The organism is Pseudomonas sp. (assembly GCF_049590575.1).
Lineage (GTDB): Bacteria > Pseudomonadota > Gammaproteobacteria > Pseudomonadales > Pseudomonadaceae > Aquipseudomonas.
In genome coordinates this window covers 1-19,431 of the sequence record NZ_JBAWDE010000015.1, presented here as the reverse complement: position 1 = coordinate 19,431, position 19,431 = coordinate 1, and the positions used below count along the sequence as shown (strand labels likewise).

Sequence of the window (19,431 nt, the reverse complement as noted above, 5' to 3'; positions counted from 1 at the left end):
CCATGGCCTGGTGCGTTACCGCGCGGCGCTGTTGATCGCGTTGCTTGGCGCGCTGTTTTCGCCGCTGGGGGTGTTTCTCGCCCACCAGATGCCGGAGCCGGTGCTGATGGGCCTGTTCAGCGCGCTGATGGTACTGGTGGCCTGGCGCATGTTGCAGCGTGAAAAACGCGAGCCCGGGCCAAGTGACCATGGCGCCGCCTCCTGGGGCCAGAAGAATTGCATGCTCGACCAGCAGACCGGGCGCCTGGCCTGGACCGCCAAGTGCAGCGCCACCCTGGCCGCCCTCGGCGCGGTCACCGGAGCGGTGTCGGGCTTGCTCGGCGTGGGCGGCGGTTTCCTGATCGTGCCGGCGTTCAAGCAACTCACCGACGTGCAGATGCGCGGGATCGTCGCCACCTCGTTGATGGTGATCAGCCTGATTTCGCTGATCGGCGTGGCCGGCGCGTTGCATGCTGGCGTGCGCATCGAGCCAGTAGGCTGGGTATTTATCGGCGCGAGTATCGTCGGCATGCTCGCCGGTCGGCGCCTGTGCTCGGTGATTCCTGCACGCACCTTGCAGGTGGGGTTTGCCAGCCTGTGCGTCATGGTGGCGGTCGGTATGTTGGTCAAGGCCGGTTTTATGCCGTAAGCGGCGGGCCTGGAACCGGGCCCGTCAGCGTCCCCGCCACCATGCACGCGCTGCTCGCGCAGAGTGCCTGGTGCAAAATGCTGATCATGTTTGGTCGGTCAGTCTGGATAGGGTTGACCAATGTGATTTCTCTGTCATAGCGCGCACTCTTGACCTTGCTCACTGTGCACCGCTGGCCCCATTGTTCAAAACCGGACCAATACGGTACGAGGCTCACGCCCAGGCCTTCGGATACCAGCACGGCGATGGTTTCCAGCGCATCGAGGTCCACCAGGGGCGTTGGCATCAAGCCATTGTCTGCCAGGTAACGCTGTGCATGGCGTCCGCCCCAGGCGTCCGGGTCATAACGTATATAGGGTTGAGTGTGCAGCTGAGAAAGGATGCTGCTCGAGGACGTGCTCTTCGATAGCAGGACCAAGGGTTCCTTACGCAGTAACCTGCTTTGTAATGCTTTTGGCAATTCGAAGGGTGGGGCCACCAATAACGCCGCGTCCAGCTCGCCCGCGAGAAGCGCCTGATACAGCGAGCGCGAGGTTCCCGGCACTATCACTAATTTCAGGCTGGGAGCCTGCTCTGTCAGGTTTCGCAATGCTGCTGGAAGCAGGCCGGTAAGGACCGTCGAAATCGCGCCGACCTTCAGCTCTCCCGTAAGCCCCACGCCGTCGGCATCGCCCGCCAGCAGTGCAACTTCGCGAACGATGCGCCTGGCCCTTGGCAGTAACGCCACACACGCTTCACTCGGCTTGGCCGCATGACCGAGGCGACACAGCAGTTCGATGCCCAGTTGCCGTTCGAGGGCCAGAATTCGCTGACTGACGGCGGCTGCCGTCAACCCTTCAGCCCGTGCGGCATGAGCGATGGAACCGCACTCCACAACCGTGATGAGACTCTTCAGATAGCGTGTATCCATAAAGATAACTTTCGGTATGAATAAGAATTACAGGCTATCTCTTTATCTGAAAGTGGCACAAGCTTCATTCTATCCCGCTGTTAACTTTAATCTTTCGATGATTTAAGGAGTGTCTTATGCGGTCGGTTTTTCATTTTGCTTTTCATGTTCGTGATTTAGAGCGCTCGCGTCAGTTTTACTGTGGCGTACTGGGCTGCACGCAAGGTCGAAGCACCGATACATGGGTAGACGTAGATTTCTTCGGGCATCAATTGTCGTTGCACTTGGGTGCGCCTTTTCCGGTGACAAATACCGGGAAAGTCGGTGAACATCTGGTGCCGATGCCGCATTTTGGTGTGCTGCTGGAAATGTCCGAATGGGGGGCGGTCAAAGATCGCCTGATCCAGAGTGGCGTGGATTTTATCCTTGCTCCGCATATTCGCTTTGCAGGGGAACCGGGTGAACAAGCAACTATGTTTTTCCTTGACCCTGCCGGAAATCCCATTGAGATAAAAGGTTTCTCCAACTTGGAAGCGGCCTACGCAAGTTAGAGATTTTTCTCACTATTTAATGTAAGTCGCCCGCTAATGATCAGAGGTAATGCAGTTGAGCCGGAATACGGGGAGCGCTATGTACAATTTTGATTATGCAGATGCCACCGCTTTCGTGGAAGCGGTACGTTCGGATCTCTTGAGTGAGGAGGAGGTAGCCGAATATTTTCTTGGGCGCGTCGCGTCTCAGGAGTACGTAATACAAGCCTTCGTGTCTTTCGACCCCGCTGCGGTTCGTACTCAAGCCCGCCAATTGAGCAAGACGCAGGCTAAAGGTTTATTGGCAGGTATTCCGGTGGGGGTCAAAGACAACTACGACACCGTGGATCATCCCACCTGTTTTTTCTCGCCGATCTATGCGGGCAACCGTCCCTCCCGAGACGCCCATGTTGTATCGCTGCTGCGTCAGGCCGGGGCAGTGATTATGGGCAAGACCCATACCACCGAGTTCGCTTATATGCATACCGGGCCTACCCGTAATCCGCATGATCTACACAGAACGCCTGGAAGTTCGAGTGCCGGCGCCGCAGCGGGGATGGCCGCCGGTTTTTTCCCCATCGCGTTGGGGACACAAACGGCAGGATCACTGATCAAACCCGCCTCGTATTGTGGGGTTTATGCCTTCAAGCCATCGTACGGACTGGTGTCGCTTGAAGGGGTAAAGCCACTCGCACCCAGTTTTGACACGGCGGGTTGGTATGGGCGATCTGTGCGTGACCTGAGCCTGATAGCCCAGGTCCTGATTCCTGGTTTCCCCAAGGCTGTGCCTGAAAGCCCTTTACGGTCGTTCGGCTTTTGCCGTACGGCCCGTTGGGATCAGGTAGACAGGGCGGTGGCTAAGTCAGTGGAAGCCGCGGTGGAAAACCTGCGATCGGCAGGCCATCAAGTGAGTGAAGTCGTTCTGCCCGAGGCGTTCTCCAGTGTTTTTGATGACCATCTTTTGATAAATGATTGCGAGGGCGCTCGCTCGCTTTACACCGAGATGAATACGCAGCCGGACAAACTGAGCGTCGAACTCATTGCTATGTTCGAGCGCGCAAGTCGGACGACCTGGAAGCAAGAGTCAGCTGCCAAACGACGGCTGTCGAGGCTGGCTGCAGTGTTGGAAGAGCTATTCAAGCCGTTTGATGCCGTGCTGGGGGCGAGCTGTGGCATTGTTGCCCCGGTGGGCCTGGACGCCACCGGGCCATCCGACTTCATCAAGTTCTGGATGGCGTTTGGTTTGCCGCAAGTCAATATTCCGCTCGTGCGCAAGGCGGGGGAGCTGCCGGTTGGGCTTCAGATGATTGGCCGGTTCAGAGATGATAGCCATTTGCTGCAAGTGGCTGAGCAGGTTGCTGCAGTGGTGAAGGCGGCGCGCGTTTAGGTTGGCGCCGCCGAATGGCGGGCTATGCAGTTATTGGCCTGAGGCGAATACCGGCGCCTTGATACTCGTCAACACCGCCTGCGGTATTCTGCGCCATGCTCCGGCCTGAATTTAAGGCCTGACGGAGCAGCTCATGAACGCCCCCGCAACCCCCGCTGCATCCTTCAAGTTACCCTTGGGCCTGGTGCTCGCCGTGCTGGTGATGGTCGGGGTGCTGTTGTTGCCGCTGCCGGCTGACTTGCCGGTGGCCGGGCACCGCATGCTGGCGATCCTTGCGTTTGCCGTGGTGGTGTGGATCAGCGAAGCGGTGTCCTATGAGGCCAGCGCGATCATGATCACCTCGCTGATGGCGTTTTTGCTCGGCACCGCACCGTCGCTGCAAGACCCCACGCACTTGATCGGCTCCAGCCCGGCGATCAGCATGGCGCTGACCGGGTTCTCCAACCCGGCGCTGGCCCTGGTGGCGGGCGCGTTGTTTATCGCCGCCGCCATGACCCACACCGGCCTGGACCGGCGCATCGCGCTGGTGACCCTCAGCCGCATCGGCACCAGCACCCGGCGCATCCTGCTCGGCGCCATTGCCGTGACCATCCTGCTCAGCCTGGTCGTGCCCAGCGCCACGGCGCGCAGTGCCTGTGTGGTGCCGATCATGATGGGCGTGATCGCCGCGTTTGGCGTGGACAAACGCTCGAATATCGCCGCCGGGATCATGATCGTGGTGGCCCAGGGCACCAGCATCTGGAACGTCGGCATCCAGACCGCCGCCGCGCAGAACCTGCTGACGGTCGGCTTTATGGACAAGATGCTCGGCCAGCGTGTGTCGTGGATCGACTGGCTGATCGCTGGCGCGCCCTGGGCGTTGATCATGTCGGCGGTGCTGCTGTTTCTGGTGCTCAAGCTGTTGCCGCCGGAAACCGACAGCATCCCTGGCGGCAAGGAGGCGGTGGCGCAGTCGCTGGTGGACATTGGGCCGATGACCGGGCCGCAGAAGCGCTTGCTGACGGTGTCGGTGTTATTGCTGTTGGCCTGGGCCACCGAAGGGCGGCTGCACAGTTTCGACACGACGTCGACGACCTATGCCGGCTTGGTGTTCCTGCTGTTGCCCGGTATCGGCGTGATGACCTGGAAGGACGTGCAGTCGCGGATCCCGTGGGGCACGGTGATTGTATTCGGGGTCGGCATCAGCCTCGGTACCGCACTGCTGACCACCCAGGCGGGCCAATGGCTGGGGGCGCAGGTGGTGGCGCACACCGGGTTGGACCAGGTGGGGCCGCTGGGGGTGTTTGCGATTCTGGCGGCGTTTTTGATCGTGATTCACCTGGGGTTTGCCAGCGCCACGGCATTGACCTCGGCGTTGCTGCCGATTCTGATCGCGGTGTTGCAGACCTTGCCGGGGGAGTTCAGCCGGTTGGGCATGACCATGCTGCTGGGGTTTGTGATGAGTTACGGGTTCATCCTGCCGATCAATGCGCCGCAGAATATGGTGTGTTTGGGCACCGGGACATTTACGGCGCGGCAGTTTGCCAAGGTGGGGGTTCTGGTCACACTGATTGGCTATGGGTTGATGCTGGTGTTCGCCGCCACCTACTGGAGTTGGCTTGGCTGGATCTGAGGGTGAATACGCTTCAGATCCATCCGTTTCAAACCGGCAGGCGAAATTGCTTGCGCAAGGCTTTGTCGAAAAACCCGGCGGGGGCAAAGCGGCGCAGCAGGCTGATTTGTCGCGCTGCCTTGCCGGCCGTGTAGCGATGCTGAGGTGAGTGGTCGGTCGCGGCTTTCACCACCACTGCCGCCACGACATCTGGAAGGTCGGCTTTGGGCATCACCTCGCTGAGCAAGGCCTTGAACCCGGCGCGAGGTTGTTCGTATTGTTTCAACGGCGAGTCCGGCTCAATGCCGTTCTGATCGAAGACGGTACGCACGAAGGCGGGCTCGATGACCGACACGCGTGTACCGAAGGCTCGCACCTCGTGATCAAGGGATTCCGAATAGCCTTCCAGCGCATGCTTGACCGCCGAATAATGAGCGGAGTAGGGCGCGGGTATCAGCCCTAGAATCGAGCCGATATTGATGATGCGGCCCTGGCCTGCTTCACGCATCGACGGTAATACCGCGTTGGTCATGCGGATTACGCCGAACAGGTTGACGTCGAACAATGCCTGCACCTGTGGGATCGAGAACTCTTCAGCGCCGCCCGCCATCCCGACCCCGGCATTGTTGACTAACAGGTCGATGCGCCCGGTCTGCGCGAGAACGCTGGAAACCAGCGCATTGACTGAGCCCTCGTCCGTTACATCGCAGGCGAGCATGGACACTGGCGTCGGGCTGGCCGCCGCCTGGCGACTCGTGCCAAACACCCGATACCCTGCACGCACCAGTGCTTGAGCGGTGGCTTGACCAATACCGGAGGATGCGCCGGTGACTATCGCGGTTTTTTCGGACGATGTTTTCATTCAAGACTCCGTTCTGAGCTTCAGTGATTGAATGCCTGTCGCTCATGGTTTCGCGTGGCAATCACGCCTTGGCCTGATATCGCTCGGCGACTGCCGATTGGCGAATCTCGGCAAGCAACCCCTGGCGGGCGGTTTGCAGGGCATCCCAGCGCGCGGCGTCTTGCAACGGCGGAATGGTCACCGGTTCGCGACGATCGAAACCGACCAGCGCCGCATCGACCAGGTCGTCCACGGCCATGATGTCGCTCAGGGCGTTGATGTCGATGCCCGCACGCTCCCAGATTTCCGTGCGGGTGGCCGCCGGCAGCACAGCCTGCACATAGACGCCTTTGGGCGAGAGTTCAAGGCTCAGGCCCTGGGACAGAAACAGCACAAATGCCTTGGTCGCACCGTAGACGCTCATCCCGAATTCCGGTGCCAGGCCTACCACGGAGCCAATGTTGATAATCGCGCCATGGCCCGCGTGTGCCAGGCGTGGCGCGATGGCGCTGGCGAGTCGCACCAGTGCGGTGGTGTTGAGCGCAACCAGGTTGGCAACGCTGTCGGTGGATTGCTCGATGAAGCTGCCGGATTGGGCGGCGCCCGCGTTGTTCACAAGGATGCCGATACTCGCGTCATCTCGCAGGCGAGCTTCGACGCGCATCAAATCATTGGTTTGAGTCAAGTCGGCCTGGATCACGTCGATAGAGATCGCGTGTTGTTCACGCAGCCGCGAGGCGAGTGCGTCCAAGCGGTTTTTGTCGCGGGCAACCAGCACCAGGTTGTGCCCACGCTGGGCAAAACGCTCGGCGTAGATCGCGCCAATGCCTGTGGAGGCGCCGGTAATCAGTACGGTTTCTGGGAGGCTCATAAATAGATGCTCTTGAAGGAAGGGGGTCAGCGATTCGGGTTTCCAGGGCTATTCAGCCCTTGGCGGCGCGGGACTCGGCCAGTGTCGGGTAGTCGATGTAACCCGCAGCACCGCCGCCATACAACGTCGCGGGGTTGAATGCGGACAGGGGCGCATGGTGCTTGAGCCGCTCGACCAGATCAGGGTTGCCAATGAACGGACGTCCGAAGGCGATCAGATCGGCCTTGTCGTCGTTGAGTCGCGAAATCGCCAGGTCCAGGTCATAACCGTTGTTGGCAATGTAGGTATTTTTGAAGCGTTGGCGTAGCGCGCCAAAATCGAAAGGCGCGACGTCGCGTGGCCCACCCGTTGCACCCTCTACCACGTGCAGGTAAACCAGGCCCAAGGCATCGAGCTGGTCGACGAGGTAATCGAACTGTTGCTGCGGATCACTGCTTGAAATGCCGTTGGCGGGTGACACCGGGGAAATGCGGATGCCCGTGCGATCGGCACCGACCGCGTCCACCACGGCAGCCGTGACTTCAAGCGCCAAGCGAGCACGGTTTTCAACCGAGCCACCGTAGGCGTCGGTACGAATGTTGGCGCCGTCCTTGAGGAACTGATCCAGCAGGTAGCCGTTGGCGCCGTGGATCTCCACGCCATCAAAACCTGCGGCGATGGCGTTGATCGCCGCTTGGCGAAAGTCATTAACGATCCCGGGCAACTCATCTATAGCAAGCGCGCGCGGGGCTGAAACATCGGCGAAGGTGTTGTTGACGAAGACCTTCGTCGCGGCCTGCAGGGCAGAAGGCGCCACCGGGGCTGCACCGTTTTCCTGGAGGTCTACGTGGGACACGCGCCCGACATGCCACAACTGCAGGAAAATGCGCCCGCCTTTGGCATGCACGGCATGGGTGACTGCGCGCCAGCCCTCTATCTGGGCCTGCGTATAGATACCGGGGGTATCCTGATAACCCTGACCTTGCTGTGAGATCTGGGTTGCCTCGGCAATCAGCAGGCCTGCCGTCGCCCTTTGGCTGTAATAGGTCGCAGCATGCTCACTCGGAACAAAGCCTGCCCCGGCGCGGTTACGTGTCAGGGGGGCCATCACCACTTTATTCGAAAGTGTCAGTGAGCCGAGTGTGTAGGGTTCAAACACGCTTTGTTCGTTCATATCGATTCCATACACGTTGATGGGAGACGGGGATCTGCGCCCGACAGCGGCGTGTTTTTATGATGTCGATCATAATCAAACGTGTCAACAGTTTTGATTGTGATCGACATCAGAGTATAGTCGGGCCATTGTTCAGGAGTTTCAGGGGCGCGAAATGAAGATCACCAAGACGCAATCGCTCGCCAATCGAGCGCATATTGTGGACACGGCGTCAGAGCTGTTTCGTGAGCGAGGCTATGACGGTGTGGGCGTGGCAGAACTCATGGCCACGGCCGGCTTTACCCAGGGCGGCTTCTACAAACACTTCGGCTCCAAGGCTGACCTGATGGCTGAAGCAGCGGAAAATAGCCTGGCCAAATCCCTGTCGAGTACGTGCGATCTCGACGTGCCGGGATTCGTCAACCTGTACGTGTCCAGGGATCACAGGGATGGCAGGGGCGTGGGGTGCACCATGGCGGCGTTGTGTGGTGACGCCGCCCGCCAGTCCGATGACCTGAAGGCGACCTTTGCCAGTGGCGTGGAAAACACGCTGGCAGCACTCGAGGAAAAGTACACGGCGGGTCTGGATGTAACCCGGCCAGAGGCCCGCGCGAAAATGATCGACCTGCTGGCCCATGCCATCGGTGCCGTGATGCTGTCACGGGCGTGTCCGGATGACTCGCCGCTCGCCGATGAAATTCTCGAAACGTGCCGCGCCGAGCTGTTGGCCTCACTGCCGTCGAGTCAAGAAAGCAGCGTGTGAGTGGCTGGATGGGCGCTCACCGATGAGTCCGCGATGGCAAGATGAACTCCGCTCAGGTTTACTGTCTCTGAGTAATGGTTTTACCGGCGTCACCCGCCGGCTCATCTAGGTCATCGAATGGACAAATACACCCCCCACACCTGGCAGCCCCACGAGCGCCCGAGCCTGCCGGGCTCGCCGTCGACGCCGCTGCACCCCACGCACAAGCGCTGGCTGTTCGCGATGGTGGGCGTGCTGGTCGCCATCACCGGGGGGCTGGGCAATTCGCTGGTGATCGCCAACCTGCAATACCTGCAAGGCGCCCTGGGTGCGACCACCGCCGAAATGGCCTGGCTGCCCGCCGCCTACGTCATGACCAACGTCTGCATGAACCTGCTGCTGGTGAAGTTTCGCCAGCAGTTCGGCCTGCGCGCATTCACCGAAGTGTTCCTGGTGCTGTACGCGCTGGTGACCTTCGCCCACTTGTTCGTCAACGACCTCAACTCGGCCATCGCCGTGCGGGCGGCCCACGGCATGGTCGGCGCTGCGCTGAGCTCCCTGGGTTTGTACTACATGATCCAGGCGTTCCCCGCCAAATGGCGCTTGAAAGCCCTGGTGCTGGGGTTGGGCACTGCGCAGTTGGCACTGCCATTGGCGCGGCTGTTTTCCGAAGACTTGCTGCAGATCGCCGAATGGCGCGGCCTGTACCTGTTCGAACTCGGGCTGGCGCTGATCTGCCTGGGCTGTGTGTTCCTGCTCAAGCTGCCACCCGGCGACCGTTTCAAGACCTTTGAAAAACTCGACTTTCTCACCTTCGCCATCCTTGCCACCGGTGTGGCCTTGCTGTGCGCGGTGCTGTCCCTGGGGCGCATCGACTGGTGGCTGGAAGCACCGTGGATCGGCATCGCCTCGGCCTGTTCCCTGGTGTTGATCATGGCCGGCCTGGCCATCGAGCATAACCGCGCCAACCCGATGCTGATGACCCGCTGGCTGGGTAGCGGCACCATGATCCGTCTGGCGCTGGCGGTGATCCTGATTCGCATGGTGCTGTCGGAGCAGTCCACCGGTGCGGTGGGCTTCATGCAAATGTTGAACATGAGCTACCAGCAGATGCACACGCTCTACGTGGTGATGCTCGCCGGGGCGATTGCGGGGCTGGTGGTCAGCGCGTTGACGATCAACCCGGCGCACCTGCTGATGCCGCTGATCATCTCCCTGGCGCTGATGGCTACCGGCTCGGTGATCGACAGTTTTTCAAGCAACCTGACCCGCCCGCAAAACATGTATATCAGCCAGTTCCTGCTAGGCTTTGGCGGCACCTTCTTTCTCGGGCCGACCATGGTGCTGGGCACCAAAAACGTGCTGACCAACCCGCGCAACCTGGTGAGTTTTTCGGTGATGTTCGGGATCTGCCAGAACCTCGGCGGCCTGATCGGTGCGGCGTTGCTCGGGACGTTCCAGATCGTGCGCGAGAAGTTTCACTCGAGCATGATCGTCGAACACCTGACCCTGCTCGACCCGCGTGTGGCCGCGCGGGTGCAGAGCGGCGGCTCTGCCTACGGCGGTATCATCGCCGACCCGCAATTGCGCAACCTCATGGGCATACGCAGCCTGGCCACGGCGGCGACCCGTGAGGCGAATGTAATGGCTTACAACGATGTGTTCATGCTGATCGCGATCATCGCGATCCTGACCATGATCTGGATCTTTATCCGCAGTCTGTGGCTGATGAGCACCACCAAGGCAGCAGCCACTCCCGTTCAACCCAGCGGCGTTACTTCATGACCGAACCGAGCAGTACGACTAGCTCCACCACCACGACCACCAACGCCATCGCGTCCACCCCGGAAGGCACCACGCCGCCGGGCGCCACGGTCACCGAACCGCGCTCGCTGCGGGTGCGCATTGTTTCGTCGCTGGGCTTTGCCGCGATTGCCATCGTCGGTGTGCTGATCGTGCTCTATGCCTGGCAACTGCCGCCATTCAGCAGCGCGGTGGAAACCACCGAAAACGCCCTGGTGCGCGGCCAGGTGACGATTATCGGCCCGCAGCTCAGCGGGTATGTGTTCGAAGTGCCGGTGCAGGACTTCCAGTACGTCAAGGCCGGCGACCTGCTGGTGCGCCTGGATGACCGCATCTACAAGCAGCGCCTCGACCAGGCCCTGGCGCAATTGGCGGTGCAGAAAGCCTCACTGGCGAACGTGGTGCAGCAACGCAACAGCGCCGAAGCGACGATCAAACTGCGCCAGGCCGCGCTGGCGGACAGCCAGGCCCAGGCGCGCAAGAGCACTGCGGATTTGCGCCGCAATGAAGAATTGATCAGTGATGGTTCGGTATCCAAGCGCGAGCTGGACGTGACCCGCGCCGCGAATGCGCAGACCATCGCGGCAGTAGCTCAGGCCCAGGCCAGCCTGGAAATTGCGCGGCAGGACCTGCAGACGGTGATCGTCAATCGCGGCTCCCTGGAAGCGGCAGTGGCTAGCGCCGAGGCGGCGGTGGAGCTGGCGCGGATCGACCTGTCCAACACCCGCATCACCGCGCCGCGTGACGGCCAGTTGGGGCAGATTGGCGTGCGCCTCGGTGCCTACGTCAACTCCGGCGCCCAGCTGATGGCCCTGGTGCCGAACCAGCTGTGGGTGATCGCCAATATGAAAGAAACCCAGATGGATAACGTGCAGGTTGGCCAGCCGGTGACCTTCACCGTGGATGCGCTGAACCACCGCAAGTTTCGCGGCACGGTGCAGCATATTTCCCCGGCGACCGGGTCGGAGTTCAGCCTGTTGCAGGCGGACAATGCCACCGGCAACTTTGTGAAGATCGCCCAGCGTGTGCCGGTACGGATTACCGTGGACCCTGACCAAGCGGAGAGCGAGCGGCTGCGGCCGGGGTTATCGGTGGTAGTGAGTATCGACACGGCAGGGCGCCTGAAAAACAGCCCGCCCTGATACACCGCAGATCAAAATGTGGAAGGGGACAAGCCCCCTCCCACATTTGGAATGTATTTCAGGGTGAAATCGAGTTGGATTGATTGGCCCTGCTCCAACAGTTTCAACCCGGGCCTGCCCGGAAGGTGATGTGCATTCACCGGATGGCTCACCGGCTCGATGCAAAAGAACCCCAGCCCCGGCGGGCAATACAGCAAGAAGTAATCCGCCCCGCGGGCCCGGCACTCCAGTGCATAGCCCAGTTCCGGTTGCTCGACCCGGCAATACCCGTCCCAGTCGCAGAACCCGTTGTCCACCAAACCTTCGGGTAAGCTTTTCAACGCCTGGAAGTCCCAGGCGTGCGGTATCGCCGCCAGGCCCGTGGGCAGTTTGGACGCATCGCTCAGCCAGACCTGCGCCGCCTTGGCCTGCAACCGCGTCCCAGGCCGGCGCGGCAGGTAGGGGTGCAATCCCAGGCCATGCCAGGCGGCTTTTTCGGCGAGATGCGTCACGCGCAGTTCGATGTTCAACGCGCCGTCCCGCAGCCGGAAACGTTGCTCGGCGCGGTAGGCAAATGGCGTTTCGCATACCGCCTCCAGCAGTACCTCCTGGGCCGACTGGCTGACCACCTGCCATGCCTGTTGCCAGGCCGAGCCATGAATCGGCAGGGGGGCGGTCAGGCTGTTGGGCGTCAACGCCAGCCAGCCGTCCGGGTTGTCAAAACCGCCTTGAGCAATCCGGTTGGACCAGGGCGCCAAGGGATAGCACCCCAGTTTGCCCGGCAACCCGGTGGCGAGCGCCTGCTCATCGCTACGGCGCAACAACGGCTGGCCGGTGGCGCGCACCGTCCAGTTGACGATGCTGCCACCGATGGCCGGGGCCAGGGTGAGGTGGGTCAGGTCATCCTCGAGTTCAAGCAGCATCACAGCACCAGCCCTGGCAGCCACAGCGACAACGCCGGGATGTACGTCACGGCCATCAGCACCAGGAACAGCACGCCGTAAAACGGCAGCAAGGCTTTCACGGTTTTCTCGATGCTGACCTTGCCCACCGCCGCGCCCACAAACAGCACCGCGCCCACTGGCGGGGTAATCAGGCCGATGCCGAGGTTGACCAGCATGATCATGCCGAAGTGCACCGGGTCGACGCCGATACCGAGAATCACCGGCAGCAGGATCGGCGTGAGGATCAGGATCAGCGGCGCCATGTCCATCACCGTGCCGAGTAACAGCAGCATCATGTTGATGCACATCAGGATCACGTAGCGGTTGTCCGACAGGGTCAGGAACATCGTGGTGATCTTTGCCGGGATCTGCATCAACGTCATGATGTAGCCGAAGCTGGCGGCGAAGGCGATCAGGATCATCACAATCGAAATAGTGCGCACCGTGCGGTGCATCAGCTTGGGCAGCTCGCTCCACTTGTAGTCGCGGTAGATGAACATGGTCACGAAGAACGCCCACAGCACCGCAATCGCCGCCGACTCGGTGGCGGTGAAGATGCCCGAGAGAATGCCGCCGAGGATGATCACCATGGCCATCAGGCCCCAGAGCGCGTCGGCGCAGATTTTCAGCGCCTGCTTCAGCGGGATGACTTCGCCTTTGGGGTAGTCGCGCTTCTTCGCGAAGATCAGGCACAGCACCATCAGGCACGCGCTCATCAACAGGCCCGGAACGATGCCGGCCATGAACAGCGAGGCGATCGACACCGTACCGCCGGCCGCCAGGGAGTAGAGCACCGAGTTATGGCTGGGCGGGGTCAGCAGCGCCTGCACCGAGCCGCTGATGGTCACGGCGGTGGCGAATTCCCGTGGGTAGCCGCGCTTCTCCATTTCCGGGATCAGTACCGAGCCGACCGAGGCGGTGTCCGCCACCGACGAGCCGGAAATTGCGCCGAAAAACGTCGAGGCCATGATGTTGACCAACGACAAGCCGCCGCGCACAAAGCCCACCAATACCCCGGCAAACGCCACCAGCCGCCGCGACATGCCGCCTTCGGCCATGATCGCCCCGGCCAGCACGAAGAACGGAATCGCCATCAGCGAAAACTTGTTCACCCCGCCCGCCACCTGGATCATCAGGGCCTGGAACGGAATGTCGATCCACCACGCGCCGATCAACGCCGACAATCCGAGGGCGTAGGCCACCGGCATGCCGATCAGGATCAAGGCGATAAAGCTGCCCAACAGAATCAATGCGTCCATATCAGGCAGCCCCTTCGCTTTCTTCAACCAGGTCAAAGCGCACCACGCGCCGCTGGCTCTGGTCGCCCAGCAAGAGTTTTTCCAGCACAAAAATAAGCGTCAGCAGCCCGCCAATCGGGATCGGCATATAGGTGATGCCCACGCGCAGGGTGGGGATGGCGCTCATGAACTGGTTCCAGGTCGACAGGCACAGCTTGCTGCCCCAGATCGTCATGAACAGGCAGATGGTCGCCATCAACAGCTGCGACACGATGCCGACGATGCGGCGTTGGCCGGCTGGCAGGCGGTCGGTGATCATCGCCACCGACATATGCGCGCCGGCACGGTAGCTGGCGGCGGCGCCGATAAAGGTGAACACCAACATCAGCAGGATGGCGGTGGGCTCCGGCCAGCTGGAGCCGGTGCCGAGGATGTAGCGGGCGAAAATGCCCCAGGGAATGATCAGTGCAACCCCGAGTACCGAGAGGCCGGCGACCCAGATGCAGGTCATGTAAATGCGGTCGTTGATGCGCAGCAGTAAATTCTTCATGGCGTTCACCGTAACCGGGCGCGTCAATGCGGAACGCGCCGGGCCTTGCAGGAGGGGAGGTGATTACTCGACGGCGTCGATGCGCTTGATCATGTCGGCGTAAGCCGCGCCGTACTTGGCGCGCACCGGGGCGGTGGCGTCATAGAAGGGTTTTTTGTCGACGGTGATGAACTCGACGCCGGCGGCCTTGAGTTTCTCTTCACTGCTGGCGGACTTTTTGTCCCACAGCACGCGCTCATCGGCCTGGGCGACCTTGGCCGCGTTTTTCACCATGACCTGCTGGGCGGGGGTGAGTTTGTTCCAGGTGATTTTCGACATCACGATCGGTTCGGGCAGGATCAAGTGCTCGGTCAGGGTGTAGAACTTGGCGTTCTGGTAGTGGTTGTGTTCAAGCAGGGTCGGCGGGTTGTTTTCCGCACCGTCGATCACCCCGGTCTGCAAGGCGCTGAAGATCTCGCCGGTGTCCATGGCGATGCCGTTGGCCCCCATTTCATTGAACGCGTCGATGAACAGCGGGTTGCCCTGTACGCGAATCTTCATGCCCTTGAGGTCTTCGATCTTGCGCACCGGTTTCTTGGTGTAGAGGTTGCGCGTGCCGCCGTCCATCCAGGCCAGGGCCACCAGGCCGAATTCGGAATCGGTGATCTTGGCGAGGATTTCATCGCCGATTTCGCCGTCGATGACCTTGCGCATATGCGCCTGGTCACGGAACACGAACGGCAGATTGAACACGTTCACGTCCGGCACCACCGGGCCGACGATGCCAAGGCTGACGCGGGTCATCTGGATGGCGCCGACCTGGGCCTGCTCGACCACCTCTTTCTCGGAACCCAGGACCCCGCCCGGGAAGTATTTGAAGGTCAGTTCGCCGTTGCTTTCCTGGGTCAGGGCCTTGCCCATGTTTTCCTCGGCAACCACGGTGGGGTAGCCGGCGGGGTGGATGTCGGCGAATTTGATTTCCAGCGCCTGGGCGGCGCTGGAAAGCGCGAGGGGAAGTGCGAGTGCAGCGGCCAGCAAGGTGCGTTTGAAGTCCATGGGGTGCGTCTCCTGTCTTGTTATTTTTTTATTCAAGGCACAACGATGCAGCTAGAGGGTAAAGCTTGGTTCGGGCAGTCCCTGGACGCCGGGGTTGAGGGCGAACACGCCGCCGGACAGTGATGCTTCGCTCTGGTCATCACGGATCGAGGTGACGAACAGAGTATCCAGCCGACTGCCGCCAAACGCGCACATGGTGGGTTTTTTCACTGGCACGCTGAGGGAGCGATCCCTGCGACCGTCGGGGGTGAAGCGGTGAATCATCCCGGCGTCGTTGGCGCAGATCCAGTAGCAGCCGTCGGCATCCACCGCGGCACCGTCGGGCCGGCCGAGGAAGTAATGCATATCGACGAACACGCGGCGATTGGATGGCGTGCCGGTCTCGATGTCGTAGTCGAACGCCCAGATCTGTTGCACCAGCGGGTGCGAATCCGAGGCGTACATCGTGCGGCCGTCGGGGCTGAAGGCCAGGCCATTGAGGGTGATAAAACCGTCCAACTGAGCCTGCGGCGCCTGGCCGGCGGCGTAGCGGTAGAGAATGCCCTCGGCGGCATTCAAACCCATGTTCATCACCATGCTACCGGCCCAGAAACGGCCCTGGCGATCACAGCGACCATCGTTCAGGCGCATGCCCGCGCGCGGGTGCTCGACATGCGCGAGGAGCGTGGTGTCGAGGCTGCCGTCGTTGTGCGGCGTCAGCTGGAAAAAACCGTCCTCCATTCCCGCGACCCAGTTGCCCGTCGTGGTGCGCGCGATGCACGCGAGCATTTGCGGGGCTTTCCACGCGGCGACGTGGCCGGTGGCGGCGCTCCAGCGTTGCAGGCCACCGTTGGGAATGTCCACCCAATACAGGGCGTTTTCCTCTGGCACCCACACCGGGCATTCGCCCACGGCATTGCGCGCATCGACAATCAATTCAGCGGTCATGGCAACTCATTCCCTTGGGTTGAGGTGGCGTCAGTCACCGAACGGCCCGGCCGCGCAGAACGCACCGCCCTGGTAGACCTTGGCCGGGTCATCGTCAGCCACCGGCGGTTGGGTTTCAACCTGGGCGCGGAACACTTCGGAGCTGTCCTTGGGCGCGTAACCCAGGTGGGCGGCGTAGCGGTTGTCCCACCAGGTGTCGAGGTTATCCGACATGCCGTAGACCACGGTGTGGCCGACATTTGGCGTGTACAGCGCGCGTTCGAGCAATTGGGTCAGGTCGTCGAAGCTCAGCCAGGTGTGCATCATGCGGCGGTTCTGCGGTTCCGGGAACGAGGAGCCGATGCGGATGCTCACGGTCTCGATGCCGTAGCGGTCGAAGTAGAAGCTGGCCATGTCTTCGCCGTAGGACTTGGACAAGCCGTAGTAGCTGTCCGGGCGGCGCGGCGAGTGGGCGTCGATGGTTTCGCCCTGCTTGTAGAAGCCGATCACATGGTTGGAACTGGCGAAGATCACCCGCTTTACGCCATGGCGACGCGCGGCTTCGTAGACGTGGAAAATGCCGCTGATATTCGCGCCCAGCACTTCTTCGAACGAGCGCTCCACCGAGACACCGCCGAAATGCAGGATGGCGTCGACGCCTTCCACCAGGTGGTGCACGGCGTGTTTATCGGACAGGTCGCAGATGTGCACTTCTTCGCGAGCGTCGACGGCCGGCGCCATCTTGGCGATGTCCGACAGGCGCAGCACCTGGGCGTAGGGGCGCAGGCGCTCGCGCAAGACTTTGCCCAGGCCACCGGCGGCGCCGGTGAGCAGCAGGCGGTTGAAGGGGGTGGGCGTGGTGATGGTCATTAGGATTCCAATTTTTGTTGTAGGTTGTCGTATGACTGCGTCGAAGTATCGTTAGGGATTCCCCAGATTGTCAACGTTCTTACAGACGACGATGCTTTTAATGTGGGAGGGGGCTTGCCCCCGATGGGGGTGGATCAGTAATACATTTTGTGACTGAATCACCGCATCGGGGGCAAGCCCTCTCCCACATTCGTTTTCCAGTGCCTGCCGGATTTTCGCCCGGCCTTAGAGCAATGAGATGGGGTAGCTGATAAAAATTCGGTTCTCATCAAACTCGTTGTTGCTGAAATCCCGACGCATGGTCGCATTCCGCCAGCGCACATTCAGGTCCTTCAGCGCACCGCTCTGCACGGTGTAGGCCAGTTCCGACTCACGGCCCCATTCCTTGCCGTCGGTGATGGTGCCGGTGTGCACGTTACTGCCGCTGATGTAGCGGTTCATCATGGTCAGGCCGGGAATGCCGAGCACCACGAAGTTGAAGTCGTGGCGCAGCTGCCAGGATTTCTCCTTGGCGTTATCGTAGCTGGCGTTGTAGCTGTCGTTGGCCAGGGTGCCGCCGCTGGTGCCATTGACCCGCATCCATACGCTGTCGCCAGTGAGTTTCTGCAGGCCCACGTAGAAGGTGTTGCCCAGGTATTTGGCCGAGAGCAGGGCGAACGCGGTTTTGTTGTCGAGGTCGCCGGCCAGGGCGCTGCCGTCTTCCTTGCCGTTGAAATAGCCGAGGTTGGCGCCGAAGGTCCAGTCGCCCACGGGCTGGCTGTGGGTCAGGTTGACGTATTGCTGCTGGTAGATATCGGTCAGTTCGGCGTACCACAGGCCGACTTGGGTGCGCTTGTCATTAAAGGTGTATTCGCCGCCGCCGAAGTTGAAACGGTCCGACGTAAACGCGGCTTTGCCGTTCATGAACATGTCTTCCATGCTCGCGTCGTTGCGCGGGCTGTTGCCGCGAAACTGCCCGCCGTACAGGGTCAGGCCGGCGATTTCGCTCGAGGTCACCTGGCCGCCACGAAAGGTCTGGGGCAGGGAGCGGCCATCGTCGGAGCGCAGGATCGGCAGCACCGGCATCCATTCACCGACTTTCAATTCAGTCTTCGACAGCTTGGTTTTCAGCGCCACGCCCAGGCGCCCGAAGTTGTCGGCCGGGCGCCCGTCATCGTGGATCGGCAGCAGCTGGGTACCGCCGGTGCCTTTGCCGCCGTCGAGCTTTTGTGAGTACAGTCCCAGTACGTCCAGCCCGAAGCCGACGGTGCCTTGGGTAAAGCCGGACTTGGCGTCGAGGATAAGGTTCTGCGTCCACTCTTGCGCCTTGCCCTGGGGGTTGCTCGGGTTGGTGAAGTTGCGGTTGAAGTAGGCGTTACGCAGGTTGAGCGTGGCCTTGGCGTCTTCGACAAAACCATCGGCCTGGGCGCTGAGGGGAAGAGTGAAGGCCAGGCTGCCGAGACCGATAAGGCCCAGACGCGTGGAGAAATTGCAGGCGAGTTGACTCACAGTGAAGCTCCCTTTTTTGTTGTTTTTATTATTTGTCATACGTCGTCGTACAACATTGAGCGGGATATTTGCCAGGTTTTCGCGGGGTGTCAAGCAGAAGTTATACGATGACTTCAGGTTTATGCGTGATCATTCAGCCGGCTTTACCCGGCCATTACCATGGGTGGCAAGGTGCCAAGAAGCGAAACCGCTGCAACTGCTGAAACACCCAGTAACCATTCCAGCATCACGCTGGCTTTCAAAGTGCCCAGCCGTTGTTCGCAGCGTTCGATGCGCAAACGATTTAGCAACGCCAGCGCCAACATGCCGAGCACCAACAGCACTTTGATCAACAGAATCAGCGCAAAACTATTGAACAGCGGCGTAGGCCACAGTTGCCCGGTCAGCACCCGAACGTTGATCAAGCCGGTCACCAGCATGCCGGCGACCAGGCCGTAACCCACGCCGCTGAAACGCCTCAGCAGCGGCTCCAGCGCCAGCGGTTGCGGCTGCCTGAGGACCAACACCAGCAGCATCAAACCGCCGAGCCAGGCACCGACGCACACCAGATGCACGACCTGATTGAGGATCAGCAATTGCCCACTCAACCCATCGAGCATGGCGCCATGCCCGACCGGTGCCAGGGTGGCCAGCAGCAATGCAACCAGGGGCAGGCGCAGGGCGGGCCAGGGTTTGAACAGCGCGATCACCAGCAGCAGGTTCAGTAGCAGATGCCAGACCCACACCTGGCCAAAAAAGGTTTTGCCCAGCACCAGCTGCACGGTCGCCGGTTGCAGCGCCGCGTCCCAACGGCCGGCCATGCTGGCGGTGATCAACAGCAACCAGGCCGCGCCGGAGATCAGCCCCAGCCCGGCCAGGCCACGGC

General features: G+C 61.2%; 19 protein-coding genes. 7 read left to right on the top strand and 12 right to left on the bottom strand.

Going from position 1 to position 19,431, the window contains the following annotated elements:
* Positions 1-628, top strand: a 628-nt coding sequence (locus WBR57_RS01075; protein WP_424081329.1) for a sulfite exporter TauE/SafE family protein, incomplete at its 5' end; no start/stop codon positions are given.
* Here WBR57_RS01075 and WBR57_RS01070 read toward each other — a convergent pair.
* Complete coding sequence (locus tag WBR57_RS01070) at positions 618-1,538, bottom strand: LysR family transcriptional regulator (RefSeq protein ID WP_424081327.1); 921 nt, start codon at positions 1,536-1,538, stop codon at positions 618-620. The genes WBR57_RS01075 and WBR57_RS01070 overlap by 11 nt on opposite strands.
* Positions 1,539-1,654: 116 nt before the next feature.
* On the opposite strand from WBR57_RS01070, the gene WBR57_RS01065 reads away from it, so the two are divergent.
* The 3 genes from WBR57_RS01065 (at position 1,655) to WBR57_RS01055 (ending at position 5,046) form a co-directional block, all read left to right on the top strand.
* Positions 1,655-2,068, top strand: a complete 414-nt coding sequence (locus WBR57_RS01065) for a VOC family protein (RefSeq protein ID WP_424081325.1) — start codon at positions 1,655-1,657, stop codon at positions 2,066-2,068.
* Positions 2,069-2,147: 79 nt separating this feature from the next.
* Positions 2,148-3,434, top strand: a complete 1,287-nt coding sequence (locus tag WBR57_RS01060) for an amidase (protein WP_424081323.1) — start codon at positions 2,148-2,150, stop codon at positions 3,432-3,434.
* Between the two features lie 133 nt (positions 3,435-3,567).
* Positions 3,568-5,046, top strand: a complete 1,479-nt coding sequence (locus WBR57_RS01055) for a DASS family sodium-coupled anion symporter (protein WP_424081321.1) — start codon at positions 3,568-3,570, stop codon at positions 5,044-5,046.
* A 28-nt stretch (positions 5,047-5,074) separates the two neighbouring features.
* On the opposite strand, the gene WBR57_RS01050 is transcribed toward WBR57_RS01055, so the two are convergent.
* The 3 genes from WBR57_RS01050 to WBR57_RS01040 all read right to left on the bottom strand — a co-directional run bounded on the left by WBR57_RS01050 (position 5,075) and on the right by WBR57_RS01040 (position 7,890).
* On the bottom strand, positions 5,075-5,887 hold the full coding sequence (locus tag WBR57_RS01050; RefSeq protein WP_424081319.1) for an oxidoreductase: 813 nt from the start codon (positions 5,885-5,887) through the stop codon (positions 5,075-5,077).
* 61 nt (positions 5,888-5,948) lie between these two features.
* Positions 5,949-6,737 carry an SDR family NAD(P)-dependent oxidoreductase gene (locus WBR57_RS01045; protein ID WP_424081317.1) on the bottom strand — a complete coding sequence of 263 codons (789 nt, stop codon included), beginning with the start codon at positions 6,735-6,737 and terminating at the stop codon, positions 5,949-5,951.
* Positions 6,738-6,789: 52 nt separating this feature from the next.
* A complete protein-coding gene (locus WBR57_RS01040; protein ID WP_424081314.1) occupies positions 6,790-7,890 on the bottom strand; it encodes an alkene reductase in 1,101 nt (366 codons plus the stop codon).
* A 154-nt stretch (positions 7,891-8,044) separates the two neighbouring features.
* Between WBR57_RS01040 and WBR57_RS01035 the strand changes: the two genes are divergently transcribed.
* From WBR57_RS01035 to WBR57_RS01025, 3 genes are all read left to right on the top strand, one after another.
* Positions 8,045-8,632 carry a TetR/AcrR family transcriptional regulator gene (locus WBR57_RS01035; RefSeq protein WP_424081312.1) on the top strand — a complete coding sequence of 196 codons (588 nt, stop codon included), beginning with the start codon at positions 8,045-8,047 and terminating at the stop codon, positions 8,630-8,632.
* Between the two features lie 117 nt (positions 8,633-8,749).
* Positions 8,750-10,396 (top strand): MFS transporter, encoded by a 1,647-nt coding sequence (locus WBR57_RS01030; protein WP_424081310.1) that lies wholly within the window; start codon positions 8,750-8,752, stop codon positions 10,394-10,396.
* Entirely contained in the window at positions 10,393-11,556 is a 1,164-nt protein-coding gene (locus WBR57_RS01025; RefSeq protein WP_424081308.1) for an HlyD family secretion protein, read from the top strand. Before WBR57_RS01030 ends, WBR57_RS01025 begins: the two co-directional genes overlap by 4 nt.
* 11 nt (positions 11,557-11,567) lie before the next feature.
* On the opposite strand, the gene WBR57_RS01020 is transcribed toward WBR57_RS01025, so the two are convergent.
* The 8 genes from WBR57_RS01020 to copD form a co-directional block, all read right to left on the bottom strand.
* Positions 11,568-12,458, bottom strand: a complete 891-nt coding sequence (locus WBR57_RS01020) for an aldose 1-epimerase (RefSeq protein ID WP_424081306.1) — start codon at positions 12,456-12,458, stop codon at positions 11,568-11,570.
* Entirely contained in the window at positions 12,458-13,738 is a 1,281-nt protein-coding gene (locus tag WBR57_RS01015) for a TRAP transporter large permease (RefSeq protein WP_424081304.1), read from the bottom strand. The genes WBR57_RS01020 and WBR57_RS01015 overlap by 1 nt, the downstream gene beginning before the upstream one ends.
* Position 13,739: 1 nt before the next feature.
* On the bottom strand, positions 13,740-14,267 hold the full coding sequence (locus WBR57_RS01010; protein WP_424081302.1) for a TRAP transporter small permease: 528 nt from the start codon (positions 14,265-14,267) through the stop codon (positions 13,740-13,742).
* Positions 14,268-14,330: 63 nt separating this feature from the next.
* Positions 14,331-15,302 (bottom strand): TRAP transporter substrate-binding protein, encoded by a 972-nt coding sequence (locus WBR57_RS01005; RefSeq protein WP_424081300.1) that lies wholly within the window; start codon positions 15,300-15,302, stop codon positions 14,331-14,333.
* 51 nt (positions 15,303-15,353) lie between these two features.
* A complete protein-coding gene (locus WBR57_RS01000) occupies positions 15,354-16,229 on the bottom strand; it encodes an SMP-30/gluconolactonase/LRE family protein (RefSeq protein ID WP_424081298.1) in 876 nt (291 codons plus the stop codon).
* Between the two features lie 30 nt (positions 16,230-16,259).
* Positions 16,260-17,078: an NAD-dependent epimerase/dehydratase family protein gene (locus tag WBR57_RS00995; protein WP_424081296.1), complete on the bottom strand. Its 819-nt coding sequence runs from the start codon at positions 17,076-17,078 to the stop codon at positions 16,260-16,262.
* Positions 17,079-17,303: 225 nt separating this feature from the next.
* The gene (locus WBR57_RS00990) at positions 17,304-18,566 is read right to left on the bottom strand and encodes an OprD family porin (RefSeq protein ID WP_424081294.1); all 1,263 of its coding nucleotides are present in this window, start codon (positions 18,564-18,566) and stop codon (positions 17,304-17,306) included.
* A gap of 143 nt (positions 18,567-18,709) precedes the next feature.
* Positions 18,710-19,431: copper homeostasis membrane protein CopD (copD, locus tag WBR57_RS00985; protein ID WP_424081292.1), on the bottom strand; the 722-nt coding region annotated here is incomplete at its 5' end.